Annotated in this window: 15 protein-coding genes and 1 pseudogene; 10 read left to right on the top strand and 6 right to left on the bottom strand. The window is 49.7% G+C overall.

Annotation, left to right across the window (positions count from 1 at the left end; translation table 11 throughout):
- Positions 1 to 69: 69 nt before the first annotated feature.
- Positions 70 to 1,878, bottom strand: a complete 1,809-nt coding sequence (gene lepA / locus H6F86_RS29370) for a translation elongation factor 4 (RefSeq protein WP_190454535.1) — start codon at positions 1,876 to 1,878, stop codon at positions 70 to 72.
- A gap of 405 nt (positions 1,879 to 2,283) precedes the next feature.
- Here lepA and H6F86_RS29375 point away from each other — a divergent pair, with 405 nt between their 5' ends.
- Both H6F86_RS29375 and H6F86_RS29380 read left to right on the top strand, forming a co-directional pair.
- Positions 2,284 to 2,514: a type II toxin-antitoxin system CcdA family antitoxin gene (locus H6F86_RS29375; protein ID WP_190454540.1), complete on the top strand. Its 231-nt coding sequence runs from the start codon at positions 2,284 to 2,286 to the stop codon at positions 2,512 to 2,514.
- Between the two features lie 194 nt (positions 2,515 to 2,708).
- Positions 2,709 to 4,511, top strand: coding sequence for an ATP-binding protein (locus H6F86_RS29380; RefSeq protein ID WP_190454543.1), 1,803 nt, complete (start codon positions 2,709 to 2,711; stop codon positions 4,509 to 4,511).
- Positions 4,512 to 4,878: 367 nt separating this feature from the next.
- Here the strand turns inward: H6F86_RS29380 and H6F86_RS29385 are convergent, their stop codons facing one another.
- Positions 4,879 to 5,418: a DUF4334 domain-containing protein gene (locus H6F86_RS29385; RefSeq protein WP_199305581.1), complete on the bottom strand. Its 540-nt coding sequence runs from the start codon at positions 5,416 to 5,418 to the stop codon at positions 4,879 to 4,881.
- Between the two features lie 4 nt (positions 5,419 to 5,422).
- Between H6F86_RS29385 and H6F86_RS29390 the strand changes: the two genes are divergently transcribed.
- Positions 5,423 to 5,626 carry a hypothetical protein gene (locus H6F86_RS29390; protein ID WP_190454546.1) on the top strand — a complete coding sequence of 68 codons (204 nt, stop codon included), beginning with the start codon at positions 5,423 to 5,425 and terminating at the stop codon, positions 5,624 to 5,626.
- 220 nt (positions 5,627 to 5,846) lie between these two features.
- Positions 5,847 to 6,950 carry a hypothetical protein gene (locus H6F86_RS29395; RefSeq protein ID WP_190454549.1) on the top strand — a complete coding sequence of 368 codons (1,104 nt, stop codon included), beginning with the start codon at positions 5,847 to 5,849 and terminating at the stop codon, positions 6,948 to 6,950.
- Between the two features lie 315 nt (positions 6,951 to 7,265).
- On the opposite strand, the gene H6F86_RS29400 is transcribed toward H6F86_RS29395, so the two are convergent.
- Entirely contained in the window at positions 7,266 to 8,591 is a 1,326-nt protein-coding gene (locus tag H6F86_RS29400; RefSeq protein WP_199305582.1) for a hypothetical protein, read from the bottom strand.
- Between the two features lie 1,165 nt (positions 8,592 to 9,756).
- Between H6F86_RS29400 and H6F86_RS29410 the strand changes: the two genes are divergently transcribed.
- On the top strand, positions 9,757 to 11,910 hold the full coding sequence (locus tag H6F86_RS29410; RefSeq protein ID WP_190454555.1) for a CHASE4 domain-containing protein: 2,154 nt from the start codon (positions 9,757 to 9,759) through the stop codon (positions 11,908 to 11,910).
- A gap of 193 nt (positions 11,911 to 12,103) precedes the next feature.
- Here the strand turns inward: H6F86_RS29410 and H6F86_RS29415 are convergent, their stop codons facing one another.
- Complete coding sequence (locus H6F86_RS29415) at positions 12,104 to 12,379, bottom strand: hypothetical protein (RefSeq protein ID WP_190454557.1); 276 nt, start codon at positions 12,377 to 12,379, stop codon at positions 12,104 to 12,106.
- 126 nt (positions 12,380 to 12,505) lie between these two features.
- Here H6F86_RS29415 and H6F86_RS29420 point away from each other — a divergent pair, with 126 nt between their 5' ends.
- Both H6F86_RS29420 and H6F86_RS29425 read left to right on the top strand, forming a co-directional pair.
- Positions 12,506 to 13,012, top strand: a complete 507-nt coding sequence (locus tag H6F86_RS29420; RefSeq protein WP_190454561.1) for a DUF4385 domain-containing protein — start codon at positions 12,506 to 12,508, stop codon at positions 13,010 to 13,012.
- Positions 13,009 to 13,170, top strand: coding sequence for a hypothetical protein (locus H6F86_RS29425; protein ID WP_190454564.1), 162 nt, complete (start codon positions 13,009 to 13,011; stop codon positions 13,168 to 13,170). The genes H6F86_RS29420 and H6F86_RS29425 overlap by 4 nt, the downstream gene beginning before the upstream one ends.
- Before the next feature lie 77 nt (positions 13,171 to 13,247).
- Here the strand turns inward: H6F86_RS29425 and H6F86_RS29430 are convergent, their stop codons facing one another.
- Positions 13,248 to 13,721 (bottom strand): DoxX family protein, encoded by a 474-nt coding sequence (locus H6F86_RS29430; RefSeq protein WP_190454567.1) that lies wholly within the window; start codon positions 13,719 to 13,721, stop codon positions 13,248 to 13,250.
- 434 nt (positions 13,722 to 14,155) lie between these two features.
- Between H6F86_RS29430 and H6F86_RS29435 the strand changes: the two genes are divergently transcribed.
- From H6F86_RS29435 to H6F86_RS29445, 3 genes are all read left to right on the top strand, one after another.
- Positions 14,156 to 14,599, top strand: a complete 444-nt coding sequence (locus tag H6F86_RS29435) for a helix-turn-helix domain-containing protein (protein ID WP_199305583.1) — start codon at positions 14,156 to 14,158, stop codon at positions 14,597 to 14,599.
- Between the two features lie 262 nt (positions 14,600 to 14,861).
- The gene (locus tag H6F86_RS29440) at positions 14,862 to 16,604 is read left to right on the top strand and encodes a diflavin flavoprotein (protein ID WP_190454570.1); all 1,743 of its coding nucleotides are present in this window, start codon (positions 14,862 to 14,864) and stop codon (positions 16,602 to 16,604) included.
- Between the two features lie 154 nt (positions 16,605 to 16,758).
- Positions 16,759 to 18,642 (top strand): diflavin flavoprotein, encoded by a 1,884-nt coding sequence (locus tag H6F86_RS29445; protein WP_190454573.1) that lies wholly within the window; start codon positions 16,759 to 16,761, stop codon positions 18,640 to 18,642.
- A 349-nt stretch (positions 18,643 to 18,991) separates the two neighbouring features.
- On the opposite strand, the pseudogene H6F86_RS29450 reads toward H6F86_RS29445, so the two are convergent.
- Positions 18,992 to 19,171: pseudogene (locus tag H6F86_RS29450) on the bottom strand (photosystem II q(b) protein); the annotation flags it as partial.

The raw sequence follows: 19,171 nt of genomic DNA on the forward strand, positions 1-19,171 counted from the left end.
AATCCGTATAAATACGTGTGCCAACCAAAGAGTTCACGAAAACTTCAAAGCCAGATTACACGATCGCCATCATTTTTCTAGCCGCAGCACTGCCATAAAGGCTTCTTGAGGCACATCAACCGTGCCGATCGACTTCATCCGCTTTTTACCTTTCGCCTGTTTCTGAAGCAGTTTCTTCTTACGAGAAATGTCGCCGCCATAGCATTTAGCAAGTACATCCTTCCGCAGCGCCGGGATATGTTCACTTGCAACAATCTTGCTGCCGATCGCTGCTTGAATGGGAATCTTGAACTGGTGACGCGGGATGAGTTCCTTCAGCTTTTCGGTAAGAGCACGACCCACGCCGTAGGCTTTGTCGCGATGCACGATGCTGGCTAAGGGATCGACGGGATCGCCATTAATCATAATGTCCAGCTTGACAAGCGGGTTCTCTCGATAGTCAATCAACTGGTACTCCATGCTGGCATAGCCGCGCGATCGCGACTTCATTTGGTCAAAAAAGTCAGTTGCGACTTCCGCCAGCGGCAACTCGTAGATTAGCGTGGTGCGTCCCGGCGTGAGGTACTTCATATCTTTAAAAACCCCTCGCCGCCCTTGACTTAGCTCCATCAAGGTACCAACGTATGCCTCTGGAGTAATCATGTCTACCTGGACATACGGCTCCTCAATTTTTTCGCGCAACTGTGGCTCTGGCAATCGGCTAGGGTTGTCGATTTCTAGCACTTCACCCTTGAGTGTTGTCACCCGATAGACAACAGACGGTGCAGTGGTAATCAAATCCAGGTTGTATTCTCGTTCTAGCCGTTCCTGAACGATTTCCATGTGCAGTAAGCCCAAAAAGCCACAGCGGAAACCAAAACCCATCGCGCTAGAGGTTTCTGGCTCGTAGTACAGGGCTGCATCACTTAGTTTGAGCTTTTCTAAGGCTTCGCGCAGGTCTTCAAACTGATCGGCATCAATCGGAAACATCCCGCAGAAAACCATAGGCTTGGCTTCAACATAACCAGGCAACGGTTGTTCAGCGGGAGCCGCTGCTAAGGTGATGGTGTCACCAACACGGGCATCCTCTACGGCTCTAATGGAGGCAGCTAAGTAACCCACTTCGCCTGCGTGGAGTTGGTCAACCTGCACTTGAGTAGGAGAGAGTACGCCCAGTTCATCGACTGCGTACTCTTTGCCAGACACCATTAGCCGGACACGATCGCCCTTCTTCAGCGACCCATCCATCACCCGGAAGTAAACGATCACGCCCCGGTAAGGATCGTAGTAGCTATCAAAAATGAGCGCACGGAGGGGTTCCTGCACGGTGTCTTGCGGTGGCGGCACCTGCCGAACGATCGCCTCTAAAATGTCTTCAATGCCAATACCTTCTTTAGCAGAAGCTTGGATCGCATTGCTACAGTCCAACCCGATGATTTCTTCAATTTCTTGCTTGACGCGATCGGGTTCTGCACCGGGAAGGTCAATTTTGTTTAAGACCGGGATAATCTCCAGGTTGTGTTCCAGTGCTAAATACACGTTTGCGAGCGTTTGCGCTTCTACACCTTGAGACGCATCTACCACTAGCAGCGCGCCTTCACAAGCAGCCAGCGATCGCGACACCTCATACGAGAAATCAACGTGCCCTGGTGTATCAATCAGGTTTAAAACATAGTGCTGTCCGTCACGGGCTGTGTAGTTCATCCGTGCGGCTTGCAGCTTAATCGTAATGCCCCGCTCTCGCTCCAACTCCATGTTGTCGAGAAACTGTTCTTTCATTTCTCGCGCCTGAACGGTGCCCGTGTCTTGCAGCAACCGATCTGCCAGGGTGGATTTGCCATGGTCGATGTGGGCAATGATTGAAAAATTACGAATATGAGAGACAGGTGCGTCGGTCATGCACTTCCACTGTAGTTGGGTAAGATGGTCGCTGAGCTGAGACGGAAAACAAAGCAGAAAGAAGACAGTAGAATTAAGTTGTCACGGCTTGGGCTTTGGATCTTAGACTCTAGCTTACTGATGCGCGATCGCACACACAAGCGACGTTCCAGTCCTTTCTACTTAACGTATTGTAATGCTTTCTTGCTAGCAACATGGCATTGGCTGTTCTGTCTGATCTTCGGATGAGCCTTAGCTACAAGGTCAGTAAAATCTATGAAGGAGTTATAAAGTTTTGCGGAGTGTAGCCATGTTGATTGCTATCTGGGAATTGCCCATCGCTTTCCTTAGGTAGTAGGCTAGGCAAGATGGACACACTCCATGCTTTAATTTGCGTTTTTCTACAGAATCCTCTGGTTTTCCCTTATGAACGAGCCTGCTGTCCATTCACATCCATCGGCTGAAAAGGTGGCGGTTTCCGTCCAGCTTGACCCTGATCTGCTCGAGCAACTCAAGCACTTGACCAATGATCCAAGCAAAGTGATTGAAGTAGCAATCCGACAGTGGCTCAGAAATCAAGGTGGTCGCGAGGATGAACTGGCTCGGACGTTGAAGCGTAACCCGCCTGTACCGCCACGGGGCGAGTGGAACGATTAGTGCTGCTAGCGATCGCTGATGCTTAGTACCAACGTTTTATCACTGTTGAACGCTGTAGTTTGGTTCCAGGTCTTATTAGTAACGGGATTGTTGGCAAACGCCTAAGTTGTTTGTTTGATCGGTTTCGCTTCAAAGCATCTGACTGCATCTACCCTGCGCGAATAGCACATCAACTCATTCCCATTCTGACTCTGATGACTACCCCTACAGAATTTCAACGTCCCCTGTCAGAAGGCGTGGCACTCATCCCGGTCAGCGATCAGCAAACTGGGGTGACGAATGAGTTGATGTTCCTTCAGGATGCAGCAGGGAATTATCTTTCCTTTGTTTGGCAGCAAGCTAGTAACTATGGTTTGGAGCCAGAGCAATTGCTGGGCAGCCATCCTGATGCTATTTTTAGTCCGGTTGAGTTAGCGCCTTATCTAGAACGACTTCAGCGTGTTCTAAGTTGTCGTGTTGCAGAGCATTTTTGCTGCGATTTTCGCTGTGGTGAACAGACGCTGCTGCTTGATTTGGTCATGAGTCCTGTTTTGATGCCGAGCCAAGCACCAACGACTGTCGTTGTCGCTGGGCGATCGCTGCACTCACCAGATGGAACTGCTCTCACGCCAGCCTTAGCAGCATCACTGGTCTCTAGCGGCGGTTATCCGCTTGCTTCACTCAGTTCCGATCGCTATCAGCGCCTGTTGACTCAGATTGCCTGGAACGTACGTCGGACGCTCGATTTACCCACTATTTGGCAGCAGACGGTGCAGGGCTTAGGCAGAGCACTGAGCGTTAGCCGTTGTTTGGTTGGTCCTTACGAACGTCTAAATCCTCAAATCAAGGTGATCGCGGAGTACTGCCAAGAGTCAATCCCTTCTATGCTGGCAATGGAGTTTGAGGTGGCTGATCATCCCCTACTGGCAGCGTCGATCGCCTCGCTCAAACCGATTGCGCTGAAAGGCAACACCGCTCTACAGATTGCTCCGACAGATTTGCAGCAACAATCGACACTGGTTGTAGCAACGTGCTACCAAGATCAACCTAATGGGCTGATTGTGCTGCACCAGTGCGATTACGCCCGCTTGTGGACAGAAGCTGAACTGGAGTTAATGCAGGAAGTGGCAGACCAGGTTGGTACGGCGATCGCCCATGCATCTCTTTTTTCTGCTAGTAATGCGCTGACCGCAGACTTGAAGCAAGCAAACAGTCGCCTGCTCCAAAAGCATCATGAACTGGAAGAAGCAAAGCAACAGGCTGAAGCAGCATCTCGTTTGAAGAGCGAGTTTCTCGCCAACACGTCTCACGAGTTACGCACCCCTCTAAACGGGATGATTGGCTTTCTCAAGCTCATTTTAGATGGCATGGCGGATGACCCCGCTGAAAAAGACGAATTTATCAGAGAGGCTTATGGGTCTGCCCTGCACCTCCTTGAAATCATTACGGACGTGTTGGATATCGCCAAGATTGAGGCGGGCACGCTGCAAATCGAGCTTAACCCAGTGAACCTGAACGAGCTATTGGATGATGTTCGCCGCTTTGCCAATAGCCAAATGCATCAGAAGCGACTTAGCTTTGAGATCCAAAAGCCGCCTACTGATGACGAGATCATTCTGTTCGGTGACTACTTGCGGCTCAAGCAGGTGATGTTTAATCTAGTTGGCAATGCAATTAAATTCACGCACGAAGGCGGAGTCACGATCGGCATTGAAGTCATCAAGAAAAAAACGACCTTTTTGACCTACGATCTCCCTGGCATGGTGAAGGTGCGCGTTGCGGATACAGGTATTGGTGTTTCTCTGGACAAGCAAGATCGGCTCTTTCAATCGTTTAGTCAGATTGACGGTTCTCGTACCCGCCAGTATGGTGGCACTGGGCTAGGGCTGGCGATTTCTCAGAAACTTGTCGAAGCGATGGGTGGTACCGTCGGGTTTTACAGCATGGGCGAAGGCTTGGGATCAACCGTAACCTTTACAGCGCTGCTCTACCAGGAACCCGTTATGATTACGTCTTAGATAATTTTAGAAAACAAAATACCTGTAGAGAGTTTTGTCGTTGCTTAACAAGTGAAACTGTTAATGAGCACTATGGCATTACAATCGCACCAAATTTGCAAGTGTTGAATCGGCGAACGCTGCAACAGCAAGGGCGACAAACATTGAGTTCTCTAAAAGGTTTTTGTTCTCTAGAAAAAACAAAAAAGGATGAAATTTTCCTACACAATTCTCTAGGTTAAAGATGTTGCCCAAGCGATCGCGTTTTATAAACCTGCCTTCGGTCTAAAGCAACGGTTCATTGATGCAAGTCATTAATGACGCAAGACACTGAGACTGACCAGCAGGCAGCAAACGGCAACAGCGAGCGACTTACTAAGCCACCACCTTACTCACGGTGCAACACAAAGAAGAACGGCTGCCTCATACCCTTGAGATCCATAACGCTAAAGACAGTTTGTGCATCAACCTGGCGAAAAATGTCGTTGATTGGGAGATTGTCATAAAGCATCGCCGCACTTTCTTTGCCTCGGTAGTGGGTCAAGCGAAGACGTGCTGTCGAACTACTGGTACTTAATAACGGTAGGCATAGCTGAAAAAAACGCCCAATAGCTTGCGACTGGGGGAGTGGCAGCAACCGCTCAAGCCAACTGACGGATGGTAGCAACCAGAGCGGATTGACGTTAGTTGTGCCACCGCTCAAGGTCTGGAACACTAGCGGGTGGACATGCTCTGCGTCAACAAACCGCTTACCATGCCAGTGATACGCCTCAAGGACGCCATCAAGGGGGTGATCGGTCGGGAAACTCACACCTTTCCAGTTCCCATACATAAAATTGATAGCCACAGGCTCAAGGCGATCGAAAATGTCCCAGGCTTCAGCAGTGCTAGCACTGCCAACAGTCACAGCTTCCGAAAAGGTCTTCACGCGTATGCTCTCCAGTCGTACCGAATTTCTTGGGGCTTACTCCTATTATGAGACAGCTGCTGGCAGCATCAAGCGGCAAGGGGTACAGTGTTTATCGGAACCAGTCATTTTCGGCAGAATTGGGCGTGCTGGGTTGCTGTTTGTGGTCAATGGTTCCTCTACAAACCGCGCACGTAATGCTTCTTTTTCGCTAGAGCCTTTCTCTTAATGTCAAGTGTGGAAGAACGATCGCCATCTGTCAGTGAGCACCTACACTTTGTGCTGGTGCCATTGAATTTGGCGTGTACTCACTGTCTATCTATGTACCGCGTTGTTGCACGTTTATGCCAGAAAACAATCTGGCATGAGTTAACGATAGAGCTTCAGTAATTACACCAGCGACGGGTGAAGCCTTCTGTACGCAATTTGCCACAACACAGGAGATCATTATGCGTCAGCTTATACTCAAGCAACTGAAATGCCACGAGTCTGAAGACTGGGGTGCGGATGAGTGCCGCCTAGAAGTCTACCTTGATGGAGCCCTACAGCCTTACTTAAAGACGAATCTCAACAAAAAACAAGTGTGGGCACTCAACCGCACATATACCTTTCAGACCAGTGTGGACATCAAGCTGTGGGACGAAGATTCTCCTGATGCTGATGACTTTTTAGGAGCCGCTCACATTGGGACAGGAGTGACCGATAACGCTGCTGCATCCTTTACCCAAGACGGTGCTAATTATAAGCTCTGGTACCAGGTTATTGAAGCACCGGATGTTGACCCGGTTAAAGCTGCGATCGACGCGTTCGAGCACTCATCTCAACCAGGGGTATGGCCCTATATTCAAAAAGCAGATCTGCTAGCAGACATCCGTTCCACGGTGCTCAATCCCTTTGAGGTCAACCAAAACTATACGCCGTTTTGTGGTCCCACTGCGATCGTGTTTGAACTAGTGGCGAAGCAACCCGCTCGCTACGTCGCACTTTGTCAGTCGCTCTATGAAACCGGGCAGTTTCAGAGCCGCACCAAGGTGGTCAGACCCTCCGACCAGTTGCGCCAGAGCAAAGTGCGTGCTGGTATCTCTGTTGCCGACTGGATGCTGATTGCCACGCTACGAGACAGCGAAAACCTGATTTTTCCGGTTGATGCCAACTCCAGTGGACTGGTAAATAACATTGCTGGCATCACAACGCCCTGGGAAATGAAAGGCTGGATTTATGAGATTCTCGGCTACGACCAGGTTAGCTTTGAGTCAACTTTTGTCTACGGTGAGTTTGATGCGATGCGCAAAGCTCATGCGGCTTGGCAACAAGGAGGCGTTGGCTTTCTAATGATTGATGCTTCTATGCTGCAAGGATCGGCACCAGCGATCGCCTATCCAAATCACTGGGTGTCGTATCTAGGAAACTTACAGATTGACGACGGCATTTGGTATCAGCATGACAGTGGGCACATCCGCTTCGACTGCTACAGTTGGGGACGCAAATATTCGGTTGATCTGGGTGAAGGTTCCTTTGAAGATTATATGTGGGGCGTTGTCACCGGTTGCTAGAGGTAAGCGTCTCTAGAGGGGGTTAGTATACACATTGCGTTTACTCTTTGATCAGGGTCTGATAATCCATCAAGTGCAACATTAAGAGGTGGTGCTCTCAGTCAGCGATCGCTGACTGAGAGCACCACTTATGTTGGTGACATACTCTAGTAGAGCAAGCACAGCACCAGCAGCCGTTTCCTGCTAATGCCGCAAACGCTGCAAACGGTTAAAAAGTAGAACTGCTGTGCAAGGGTTCTGAGGCTTGTGCTGATTTGGGTCTAGTCCAGCGTGAAGAGTACAATTGCCTGGTTGGCCGGGCTGATTAACGGGTGGTTACTCTTGGTCCAGAGCGGAGTCGGTGGTAGATAGACGGGCTTTCAGGGTGTTTAAGTCCAGATCAAACTTTTCACTAATCGCTGTCAGCACTTTCGTTTCTGCTGCCGAAACCTGATCGTCAAGTTGAGCGATCGTGTCACAGCGTGAGAGTGTTAGCACCGCAAAATCACGATTAAGTTGGTCGAGCAAGGCACCTAAAGGTTGCGGCGCTTGTAAATGGTTGGCGATCGCTTGCAACGAATTTGGATGTAGCCCCAATGATTGCAGATTCGGCAAAATGTCCTCCCAGGCTTTTTCGGGATAGCTGGCGAGCAGCATGTGTGCCAAGACCTGATCCATAATGGCTTGTTGCGCGATCGCAACTTCTAGATAACTGTCGCTCTTCTGCTTAATGTCCTGCAATGTCTCTGTTGCAGTCTCGGCGACTTCCGGATCAAGCTTGGCTTCGTAAAAGCGACAGGCCGCGTAACCCAGTGCATACAAAATCGTTGCATTGGCACTGGCACCAATCAGCGCTCCTGCTAGCGGCACATTTTTCACAAACACCAACCCTGTACGGACGGCTCGACTACCACCTAAGGCAAGTCCAAAAATGGCAATGACTTCGCCTTTCCGTGCCGGATCGTTCAACGTCAGCCCATAGGCTGCCGCAATTTGATAAAGCATCTCGGTTTGCAGTTTGCTGGTTGTTGCTAGATCAACTGCTAACAGCGCGATCGCTCCACCTGGTACTAAACTGCTGGCTAACCCAACGCTACCAGCATAGATGGCTTTCTCAAGCATGATGCGATGAGCAGTTTGACTGGGCGCTTCGTTTGGGTGCGCTTGCTGAAGTTTATGAACAACCGCTTCTGCTTTTGCCAAATCAACCTGATCGCTGATGCTAACGAGCCAATCAAGCTTCAATGCTTTAGTCAGTCGGCGAATCATGGGATTATCGCTAACGTAAGTAACGGCTTGACCGGTGCCAGCAGTGGCTTGTTCAGCCCAGTGATGCCCTTGTTTAAAGACAACGTTACTAAACCCTGTCGCCACCTTCCATACAGAACGGCTCGTTTGTGATGCCGTGCGTCCGATCGTGCCACCAAGGTTTGCCGATGTTTTGACCAGCGCTTGACCTGTTTGTGAAGCTTTGCTGCTAACGGCTGCGCCAAATCCAGCTACGGTGCCGACCACCGATCGCATCAACGATGGTGAGCGCACCGCTAACGGACGATCGTCCTTAGTTGTTGTGGAGGAAGCAGCGAGTTGTGTCTCAGATGCGCCTTTTGTAGGCTCTCTAGCTACTTCTAGCTCCGATCGTTCACGCCGCTTGCTGTTCATGGCATAGACTCACATTAGTGCTCGATCAATCTGGGTTGACTAAAGTGCTTAACATTAGTGCGCGATGAGCAACATTTACTGTGCGATCGTACACGTGCAGTGCATCAGAAGTTTTTTGCAACCACGACTTAGCCTACTCACACCAAATCTACTCTAATTACTTTACTAAAGACTTATAACGACCGTCCCTATCAATGGACTGAGCCGCATAACGACCCCGTTCACCCGCCGCAAAAAACTTTTCGGACTCACTGATCGCTCGGATGCAGACGGTGATGCAGACGGTATACAACGGGCTTGTTGAGCTACGGATTTTTGTGCCTTGGGAAGGGCTGCTTTGAGGTTAACAGATCACTGCTTTTCTCAAGCTCAGTCCAGATAAGGCTTCTAGTCACTTGGCACCTTCTTGCCCTTATATTGGTTCAATTCCTACCCAGCCTTAGAAGCGATCGTGTACGTCACATAATCGAAGTATTCAAGCCACCATAGGTGATTCGAGCTGATGTTGAGGGCACTATTTCTCAAGGGGTGCAGGTCTTCGACTAACCGTAATGCCGCTCTAGCTCGGCTTGCGACCCCGTTCACCCCCCGCAAAAAACTTTTCGGACTCACTGATCGCTCGGATGCAGACGGTGATGCAGACGGTATACAACGGGCTTGTTGAGCTACGGATTTTTGTGCCTTGGGAAGGGCTGCTTTGAGGTTAACAGATCACTGCTTTTCTCAAGCTCAGTCCAGATAAGGCTTCTAGTCACTTGGCACCTTCTTGCCCTTATATTGGTTCAATTCCTACCCAGCCTTAGAAGCGATCGTGTACGTCACATAATCGAAGTATTCAAGCCACCATAGGTGATTCGAGCTGATGTTGAGGGCACTATTTCTCAAGGGGTGCAGGTCTTCGACTAACCGTAATGCCGCTCTAGCTCGGCTTGAGCACAATTCACTTGCAGTCTGTCGCTACAGCAGCAATCTATCTGATGCAGATCATTGCTTGGTAAAAAGGTCTGCTGCTAGCGAGAGCATAAGCAACTCACTTGGCAAGACTGGCGATCGCAACTGGATCAAAGACTACCGATTGAGGGTTTTCTCTGGTCGGTTTACTAACAGTATTATCTCTTATTGCCCTCTCATTGCTTACTGATGACTGATGACTGAGAAAGAAGGAATGAAATTGACTAAACCTTTTCCTTTCAAGCGGTTAACTCTTCGAGGGAAGACAATTCTTACCTTCTGTTTCATTCTGACTGGTTTAACCAGTGTGGTTTATTTTGCTTCTTCAGCGATTCTATTAGGCAGTTTGAGGAGGGCAGAGGAGCAAAGCGCCTACCAATCATTGCAAGGCGTACTAAACGTTCTTGCTAAAGATCAAGAAGCCTTCACGTCTCGCTACAGCGATTGGTCTGCTTGGGATGACACCTACACTTTTATTGAAGACCGCAATCAGGCGTACATTAAATCCAATTTAGTGCCGGAGCAGCTTAAGAACTTAAAGGTTAACCTAGCGCTATTTGTAAATGCCGACGGTCAAGTTGTCTATGGCACAGGGTTTGACCTCAGAACCAAGCAAGTAAAGCCACTACCCAAAGGATTACCCCCTCAGTTCGCAGCTAATCTGCTCTTGGACTACCCCCTTACAAAAGGACCCTTAACCGGCATTATCCAGTTAAAGGAAGGTCCTATGTTGATCACTTGCCAACCAATTCTGACCTCAGCGGGTCAAGGACAACCGCGTGGAGTGCTCATCTTTGGGCGCTACATTAATGCCGATACCAGCGCCAACCTGACGAAGCTGACGCGCTTTCCAATTAGCATCCAACCGCTCAATCAAAAAAACCTGCCTGCTGATTACCAACAGGCTCGTCAAGCGCTGTCCCGCCAAAACCCCATTTTTGTTCACCCGCTTAGCGAAACAGTGCTCGTTGGCTACCTGCTGCTGCTGGATGTTTATCAGCAGCCTGCTTTGATTTTACGGATTGAACTACCCAGAGAGATCTATCAGCAAGGGCACCGCAGCCAACAGTCCCTGATGATCATGATTCTCCTGCTCGGACTCCTCTTTGGTGGTGTGAGCGTCCTTTTGCTAGAGCGCTTCGTGCTAGCCCGCCTCACCCATTTAAGCCAAGGCGTCAGCCAGATCCGAACTAAACGCGACTTAGCCTTACGGTTACCAGTAACAGGTCAGGATGAAATAGCGAACCTGACGCAGAATATCAACGAGATGCTAAAGACCCTGGAAAAAGCCCAGTGGGAAGTAAGTGAGGCTTTAAAACAAATCACTCAAACAAACCAAGAATTGTGTCTTGTGGTGGCACAGTTGCAAGATGAGATTCTCGAACGGCAGCGGGTAGAGTCGGCTTTGAGACAGTCTGAGGAACAGCTAAGAGCGCAAACACAGCACTTGGAGCAAACATTGAGCGCACTGCAACGCGCGCAACTTCAGTTAGTGCAGAGCGAGAAAATGTCAAGTTTAGGACAACTGGTGGCTGGTGTGGCGCACGAAATCAACAATCCGGTCAACTTTATCTATGGCAATCTCACCTACGCCACGGAGTATGCCCAACAGCTACTGCAATTACTTGCACTCTATCAACATCAATATCCTCATCTCACACCTGGGTTACAAGCGGCTTTGGAGCAGATTGATCTTGAGTTCGTAGCTGTGGACTTACCTAAAGCACTGGCTTCGATGCGGGTAGGAGCCGAACGCATTCGAGACATCATTAAATCCCTGCGTAGCTTCTCGCGCCTGGATGAAGCAGAGCTTAAAACGGTTGATCTGCATGAAGGTATTGATAGCACCCTATTAATTCTGCAAAGTCGTCTAAAAGCCAATGGAAATAATTCAGGTATTGTGGTTGTCAAGAATTATGGGCAACTTCCGCCAGTGGAATGCTTTGCGGGACAGTTAAATCAAGTTTTTATGAACATTTTGACAAATGCGATTGACGTGATCGAAGAGACTAGAACCCAGCGAGCCACATTGAAGGGACAAGGAAACGAGGCGCTAGCAGCCCAAATAGCTGCCTGTTTAGCTGCAACCATTACAATTCAGACTCAATCTTCCGCTGACGGTTGGATCACCATTCGCATCAGTGATAACGGGTTAGGGATGCCGGAAGCAGTGAGAAGACAGCTCTTCGATCCTTTCTTCACTACTAAAGCTGTTGGTCAAGGAACAGGGTTAGGTCTATCCATCAGCCATCAGATTATTGTTGAGAAGCACCAAGGCACGTTGGAATGTTACTCAACTCTTGGTAAAGGAACAGAATTTATCATTACTATCCCAAGCCGTCTCAGCGCTAAAGCTGGCAAGGATTAACTTAAACGGGTTGATTCGGAGTACATGTAGGCTCAGTTTGAGCAACGGACAAATACTGGTCATTAAGGTTCAAAAGCTGTCAGAGCAGAGTGTTTATGAGTGTGGCTGGCAGCGGCTGACTACTGTCCCTGGCAAATCAGTTAGTAACGCCAAGCGCTCTGGCACCATGAGGTCAGGAGTGGTAGTAACTAGACTAATCGCTCCCGTGTGCGCGACTTGTAGCCCATAACCTCGTTAAGCTGTACTGTGCTACATAGGCAGAACTGGCTCCAGTAGTGGTGATATCGCTCAAAGGTATGCCTTGAGGGCGAAACTGAAGACCAAAGATGCCAGAGATATTAATCCAGATGTTGCTGCCCCAAAAGTTGACAGAATTAGCACGAATATCACTATTTTCCTTGGGAAGGGCGACGATCGCTCCTGCATCAATGCCACCACGCCTCCATTTGATCGCAAGCATCGGCAGCATCAGGATGGAGCTTGCAGTGATAGAAAGCACGGTATATCAGTAGGGCGATGCTAACAGCAAGAGATTCGGTCAAGCTAAAGAAGCTAGATCAAAATTGGCGTCTTCGGTTGAGCTGAGCTTTTGCAGATGAAGGAATTTGATTATTCACTAGATTTTCAGGCGATCGACTTTCGCCAACAGCCAGAACTGTACCAGATCGGTCGGGGCGAACAGGGTGTTTTGCTGGTTGAACCCTACAAGAGCGAGATTTTGCCCTACTGGAAGTTCAAAAACCCAGACATCGCTCGTCAATCGGCTGACAAAATCTACAGCCTGTTTGCCCAATACAAGGCGGAAGACGATTTTGTGGGCATGGATATGGCACGCAAGTTTTTGCAGATGGGGTATACTCGCTCTCGTCGCTATGCCAATCACAAGTCGGGGCGTAAGTATGCCTCCGGTTCCAAAACGGTGCTGCCGCGTGAAGAAGATCCGCTCAAAGCCCAATCAGCTAGGATTTTCTATGAAAAGTGGCAACTGGCTAAGACTGATCCAGTGTATGTGCGCTTAGCTGTACGTCACCGCAACCAGTACGAACGCCCTGAAATAGCTGCTGCCAAAAGTCTAGGTGTGTCACAGGGAGTAGAGGCATGAAGTTCTCAGCTTTGAAAGGCATTTTTGCTCAGGAACAAACAAGTCGAGGGCTAGTGGTGGTTGGTTTGGATGCCGAAGGGCGACAAGTGGAGGTGCTCTTTCACATGACCAATGAACCAAAAGCTGACTGGGAAGCCGTAAATGTGAGATACCTGTAAGCGGAGCGTTCCACTAACCTGAACTGCTGCAAATTATTCATTCCATCAACTGCCGATACTAATCCCACTTGACCATCTTACGGAGATGAGGATTTTCTCAGCCAACCTGCGATCGTGGTATCGAGAGAGAATAAACCGCCCCCATTGGTGAGGAAGAAGCTAAACCACAAGGCATACAGGGAAGCTGTTTCCAAAGGGGAAATATGCCAGCCATCTTTCTTGAGATGAAAGAAGAGCGCAATCAGCATGGTCGATAGCAAGATCAAGGCATTGAACCGAGTGCATAAGCCGAGCGCCAGCAGAATTGAACTCCCAATTTCAGCGTAGGCAGCACAATAAGTCAAGAAGACTGGGTAAGGCAAGCCAATAAAACTCACAACCCCGCTTGCAAACCCCTGCACGTCCGCCAGTTTGCTAAAGCCGTTATGGATCATCAGTAAGCCCACCGCTACTCGAGCAATAGTCCATACCACCTGAGCAGCGCGATTCTCGATCGCGGTCGATTGCAGAGTGGCAAGCAGTAAGGTTGGTTTCGTTTGAATTGCAGTCATTACCAGAAATGGTTCCAATCAGGTTTAATTAATTTTCGCTCATAATTGCCTAGATAATGCTGTTCTGATGGTTCTAGTGTTTTTTCACTAGGCGGGTAGAAAATTAATAGGTAATACAACGAAAGTTATGGAGCATCACCGTAACTGTCACAGATGTGGCGATCGCTTTCCTCCAACATTGGATTTGTCCTCAAATAATTGTGTAGCTACTGGCAGCCAAAGGGCAACAGCGCTTTCAACTCTGAAAGCTATTTGCTTCGTACTATCGAATTGCCATAGGTGAACTCAGCCTAGCCAAACGCTTGAAGCAATCTTTTGTACAGGTTTGGACATTGTAGCTGTCAGACATTGCTTGATCCAGATGTGCAGCGTGATCCAGACGTATAACTATCCGGACGTACAAAAACCATTCTGATCAATGGAAGAGATACCGTATGTTTCAGAGTTTGATCGTGCCACGCAGAGTACAACTGCTACCCCATCTCACTGCTAAAGAGTTGAAAGACCGTTACCAGCAAGCGCAAGACCCTATTGAAGCGCGTCGATGGCACTTGCTGTACCTTGTTAACCAACAGTGGACAGTGAAGCAGGCAGCAGAGAGCGTGGGCTTAAACTATGACTACGCCAAAGAAATTGTCCGCCGCTACAATCAGAACGGTGAATCTGGCATCAAAAACCGCAGTCAGCGCGGTAAACCCTCACCACGATCGCTCCTGACGCTGACCCAGCAGCAAGAACTACAGCAGGCGCTTTGCAGTGCCCCTCCTGAAGGCGGACGCTGGACAGGACCGAAAGTCGCCCGCTGGATCGCGGACAAAACCGGCAAGCAGGTCTGGAACCAGCGTGGTTGGGATTATTTGCAGCGCCTAAAACATTAAAAATTCATCTCATTGCTCAAGAAAAGCTCATGTGGAGTTTGACTTGCTGCAACAAAGACGTTGAGTTTGAAGCTAGAGAGCAGAGGTAAAGCGTACCATAGCTTCCCTTTTACCTTTTGCCTGCTGCCTTCTGCCTTTCTCCATAAGCACAGCTCATGAGTAAGTTTACCTAACAAAACTTTACAGATGGCGAGCGCGCAACAGATAATAAGAGGTGTAGCGAGTTACAAAAACCCAATTGTCATTAGACAGAGAGGCAGGCATGGTAGCACTCATCGATCGGCAGCGCTTAACATTAGAAACCGTTGCATTGGCACAGGCTGATGGCGTTAGCGAGTCTGATACCACTATCATTCGTTGTCTAGATTGGGATCGAGAACGCTTCGACATCGAATTTGCGCTCAACAATGGCACAACCTACAACTCATTCCTCATCCGCGGTGACAAGGTTGCCCTGGTTGATACCTCCCACGAAAAATTTCGGCAGCTTTATCTCGATACTCTGAAGGGCTTGATTGATCCCGCTGCAATTGATTATCTGATCATCAGCCACACTGAGCCAGATCACAGCGGTTTGGTTACAGATATCCTGAAGCTGGCGCCTCATGTGACGATCGTTGGTGCGAAGGTCGCTATTCAATTTCTAGAAGATCTGGTGCATCAGCCCTTTGAGCGGAAGCTAGTGAAGAATGGCGATCGCCTTGATCTGGGCAATGGGCACCTGCTGGAGTTTGTCTCTGCGCCTAACCTCCACTGGCCTGACACCATCTTTACCTATGACCACAAAACGCAAGTGCTGTATACCTGCGATGCATTTGGAATGCACTATTGCGACGATTCTACTTTTGATGAAGACCTGGAACTGATTGAGTCGGACTATCGCTACTATTACGACTGTTTGATGGGACCCAATGCGCGCTCGGTGCTCTCTGCCCTCAAGCGTATGGGCGATCTGCCTGGAGTTGCAACGATCGCGACAGGGCATGGTCCGCTTTTGCAGTACAACCTGGAAGAGCTAGTCGGGCGCTATCGCACCTGGAGCCAGGAGCAAGCAAAAGCCGTGACGACAGTTGCACTCTTTTACGTTTCTGACTACGGTGCGGCAGAGCGTCTGGCACATTCGATCGTCCAGGGCGTTATGAAAACGGGCGTGGCGGTGGAACAGATGGATCTCCGTACCGCAGAACCCCACGAAATTCGAGAGCTTGTCAGTCTTGCGTCTGGTATAGTCATCGCCATGCCGCCCCAGTCCGGTGATTTTGCGTCTGCGGCGAAAGCTGCCCTGGGAACGATTCTGGCTGCAACGCACGCGAAGCAATCCTTTGGTCTGTTTGAAAGCGGTGGTGGTGACGATGATTCGGTACATCTGCTGCGGAACAAGCTGCAAGACGTGGGCTTATCTGAAGCCTTTCCGCCCATTTTGGTGAAAGAAGCGCCGACCGAAGCGACGTATCAACTTTGTGATGAAGCAGGTACTGACCTGGGACAATGGCTGACCCGCGATCGCACCATTAAGCAAATGAAATCGCTGGATGGCGATCTAGATAAAGCGCTAGGTCGCTTAAGCGGTGGGCTATACATTATTACAGCGCAAAAGGGTAAAGCATCCAGCGCAATGCTTGCATCCTGGGTGGCTCAGGCAAGTATCGAACCGTTAGGCATTACGATCGCGGTTGCCAAAGACCGGGCGATCGAATCCTTTATGCACGTGGGCGATCGCTTTGTGCTGAATATTCTTGAAGAAGGCAGCTATCAGCCGTTGATGCGGCACTTTTTGAAACGCTTTGCGCCTGGAGCCGATCGGTTCGCCGGGGTCAAAACCTATCCGGCGACCAACGGTGCGCCGATTCTGTCAGAGGCTTTGGCATATCTGGAGTGTGAAGTCACGAGCCGGATGGAATGCAGTGACCATTGGATCGTCTACAGCACGATTGATGCGGGTCGTCTGGCGAAGCAAGATGCGCTGACGGCAGTTCATCATCGGAAGGTGGGCAACCATTACTAGCGTTGTTAGTTGTCAGCGTTCAGCGGTCGACAATGAGCGTTGACAGTTAGCATAGCAGTCAGAATGAACTGAGAACTCAAAGCTTTTTCCCTTCTGCTCCCTTACCACTGCTCCCCGTGCCCCTCTGCCATCCCCTCACCCTCTCACCGCTGCCATGTCTTCTCCCAATCCATTCTTTAAAGCGATTGCCAGTTTCTTTAAACCCTCTGCGCCCTCGCTAGATGTCTCGCCTGATACCTTAGAGGAATCGGATGGGCAGGAGGTGATCGCTGAGGTAGAGACGGAGGTGGATGAAACGGCTGACGATGTGCCAGCTGTAGAGACTCGACCACGTGATGTGCAGGTAGCGTCGATCGGAGATGGTACGACGGTACTACGATCGCGCACATGGGATCGACTCAAGTTTGAGGTCGAGTACGGTCGGCAAAAAGGTACTACAGCCAATGCCTATCTCATCCAGGCAGACAAAATTGTTCTGCTTGATCCACCAGGCGAATCGTTTACAGACATTTTTCTTGCTGCGTTGCAGCAGCAACTGGATTTATCACAGCTTGATTACATAATTGTTGGGCACGTTAACCCGAACCGGATCGCAACGCTCAAGAAGCTGCTGGCACTTGCACCACAGGCAACGATTATTTGCTCAAAACCAGCGGCAATTTTCTTACGTGCAGCTTGGGCAAACGATAACACGCAGATTAAGCCCATTCGTGGTGACGAGGTGCTAGACCTGGGGCAAGGACACGCCCTTCAATTCGTGTTTGTGCCGACTCCCCGCTGGCACGATGCTCTTTGCACCTACGACCCTGCCACACGCATTCTGTTTACCGACAAATTCTTTGGCGCACATGTCTGTGATGAGCCAGTGTTGGACGAAAACTGGAAGCAGCTTGATGACGATCGCCACTACTATTTCGACTGTCTTCATGCGGCTCAGACCCGTCAGGTTGAAGCAGCGCTGGATAAGTTTGCCACGTTTACCAAAACGAAACTCTATGCGCCTGGTCATGGTCCGATGGTGCGCTACAGCCTCAGCCGCTTGACGTACGACTATCGTGAATGGAGCCAGCAGCAAAAGACGAAGGATTTAACCGTGTTGGTGCTTTATGCGTCTGCTTATGGCAACACGGCAACGATTGGGCAGGCGATCGCAAAAGGCATTGCCCAAACAGGCGTTCAGGTCGAGTGCGTCAACTGCGAATTTGCTGACCCTGCCGAGATTACTAGTTTAGTTGAGCGCTGCGACGGATTTATTATTGGCTCACCAACGCTGGGCGGACACGCCCCTACTCAAATTCAGACGGCGTTAGGCATTATTCTATCTACGGCTCCAAGAACGTTACTGGCAGGTGTGTTTGGTTCCTATGGTTGGAGCGGTGAGGCAGTTGATCAAATTGCAGAAAAGTTAAAAGACTCTGGGTATCGACTGGGGTTTGAGACACTGCGGATCAAGTTCAAGCCGACTGAGGAGACGCTTCAGCAATGCGAAGCCATTGGCACAGATTTTGCCCAAAGCCTCCGTAAAGAGAAACGCATTCGTGCCCCGTATCAAAATGCAGCAGATGGGCAAACTGATCGCACTGGGCAAGCGGTTGGACGAGTGACTGGTTCGCTCTGCGTACTGACTGCTACACAGGATGATACCAAGCTAGGCTTACTCACGTCCTGGGTTTCACAAGCCAGCTTTAATCCGCCAGGGCTGACGATTGCGATCGCGAAGGACCAAACTGCCGAGCTACTCGCGCACATAGGCGAGCCCTTTGTACTTAATATTCTTAAGCAGGGCAAAAACCTCCGGCGACACTTTCTTAAACCGCCCAGCCCTGGTGAAGATCCGTTTGTGGCGATCCAAACCGACACGGCAACTAATGGCTGTCCGATACTTACGGATGCCCTTGCCTACTTAGAATGTACTGTCCAGAACCGCATGGAATGTGGTGACCACTGGCTGCTCTATGCGGTTGTGAATCAAGGTAAGGTTTTGGACGCTTCGGGTGTAACTGCCGTCAACCATCGTAAATCAGCGCTTCAGCATTAGGAATGCACTAGCGGCATTACAGCTGAGGTCTGTTATACCAAATCAAATTGCAAGGGCTACAGATCCGTTGCCCTCATCCGCAGCCCTGCTCCTGGAGGAGCAGGGTGCTAAAGGTAAGTCTCTCTCCCCTTAGGAGAGGGATTGAGGGTGAGGGTGGCTCGATTGATTTGTAACGTCTATTCTTGAATTTGGTATTACTTCTAAGCTGGTCTGAAAAATGGTGCCATCAGGAAGGGGAATTATGTCATCTCCAAAATTACTAAATAGTCTTACAGCAAAGAGCGCTTCCTCACATGAGGAAGCGCTCTTTGCTTAATCAATCAACTAGGTCAGTGGAACAGTCTCAGGACTAACCGTTGATGGCAGGAGCCGAGAGAGCAACCGGAGCCGCTTCACCCGCAGCTAAGTCCAACGGAAAGTTGTGCGCATTCCGCTCGTGCATCACTTCCATCCCCAGGTTCGCCCGGTTCAAGATGTCCGCCCAAGTGCCCACCACACGACCCTGCGAGTCGATGATGCTCTGGTTGAA

Origin of the sequence: Phormidium sp. FACHB-592 (assembly GCF_014695795.1) — a bacterium.
Lineage (GTDB): Bacteria > Cyanobacteriota > Cyanobacteriia > Leptolyngbyales > Leptolyngbyaceae > Stenomitos.

Coding starts and splice junctions, on each gene's coding strand:
- lepA (WP_190454535.1), bottom strand. CDS start 1,878: ATGACCGACGCACCTGTCTCTCATATTCGTAATTTTTCAATCATTGCC.
- H6F86_RS29375 (WP_190454540.1), top strand. CDS start 2,284: ATGAACGAGCCTGCTGTCCATTCACATCCATCGGCTGAAAAGGTGGCG.
- H6F86_RS29380 (WP_190454543.1), top strand. CDS start 2,709: ATGACTACCCCTACAGAATTTCAACGTCCCCTGTCAGAAGGCGTGGCA.
- H6F86_RS29390 (WP_190454546.1), top strand. CDS start 5,423: ATGCTCTCCAGTCGTACCGAATTTCTTGGGGCTTACTCCTATTATGAG.
- H6F86_RS29395 (WP_190454549.1), top strand. CDS start 5,847: ATGCGTCAGCTTATACTCAAGCAACTGAAATGCCACGAGTCTGAAGAC.
- H6F86_RS29400 (WP_199305582.1), bottom strand. CDS start 8,591: ATGAACAGCAAGCGGCGTGAACGATCGGAGCTAGAAGTAGCTAGAGAG.
- H6F86_RS29410 (WP_190454555.1), top strand. CDS start 9,757: ATGAAATTGACTAAACCTTTTCCTTTCAAGCGGTTAACTCTTCGAGGG.
- H6F86_RS29415 (WP_190454557.1), bottom strand. CDS start 12,379: ATGCTGCCGATGCTTGCGATCAAATGGAGGCGTGGTGGCATTGATGCA.
- H6F86_RS29420 (WP_190454561.1), top strand. CDS start 12,506: ATGAAGGAATTTGATTATTCACTAGATTTTCAGGCGATCGACTTTCGC.
- H6F86_RS29425 (WP_190454564.1), top strand. CDS start 13,009: ATGAAGTTCTCAGCTTTGAAAGGCATTTTTGCTCAGGAACAAACAAGT.
- H6F86_RS29430 (WP_190454567.1), bottom strand. CDS start 13,721: ATGACTGCAATTCAAACGAAACCAACCTTACTGCTTGCCACTCTGCAA.
- H6F86_RS29435 (WP_199305583.1), top strand. CDS start 14,156: ATGTTTCAGAGTTTGATCGTGCCACGCAGAGTACAACTGCTACCCCAT.
- H6F86_RS29440 (WP_190454570.1), top strand. CDS start 14,862: ATGGTAGCACTCATCGATCGGCAGCGCTTAACATTAGAAACCGTTGCA.
- H6F86_RS29445 (WP_190454573.1), top strand. CDS start 16,759: ATGTCTTCTCCCAATCCATTCTTTAAAGCGATTGCCAGTTTCTTTAAA.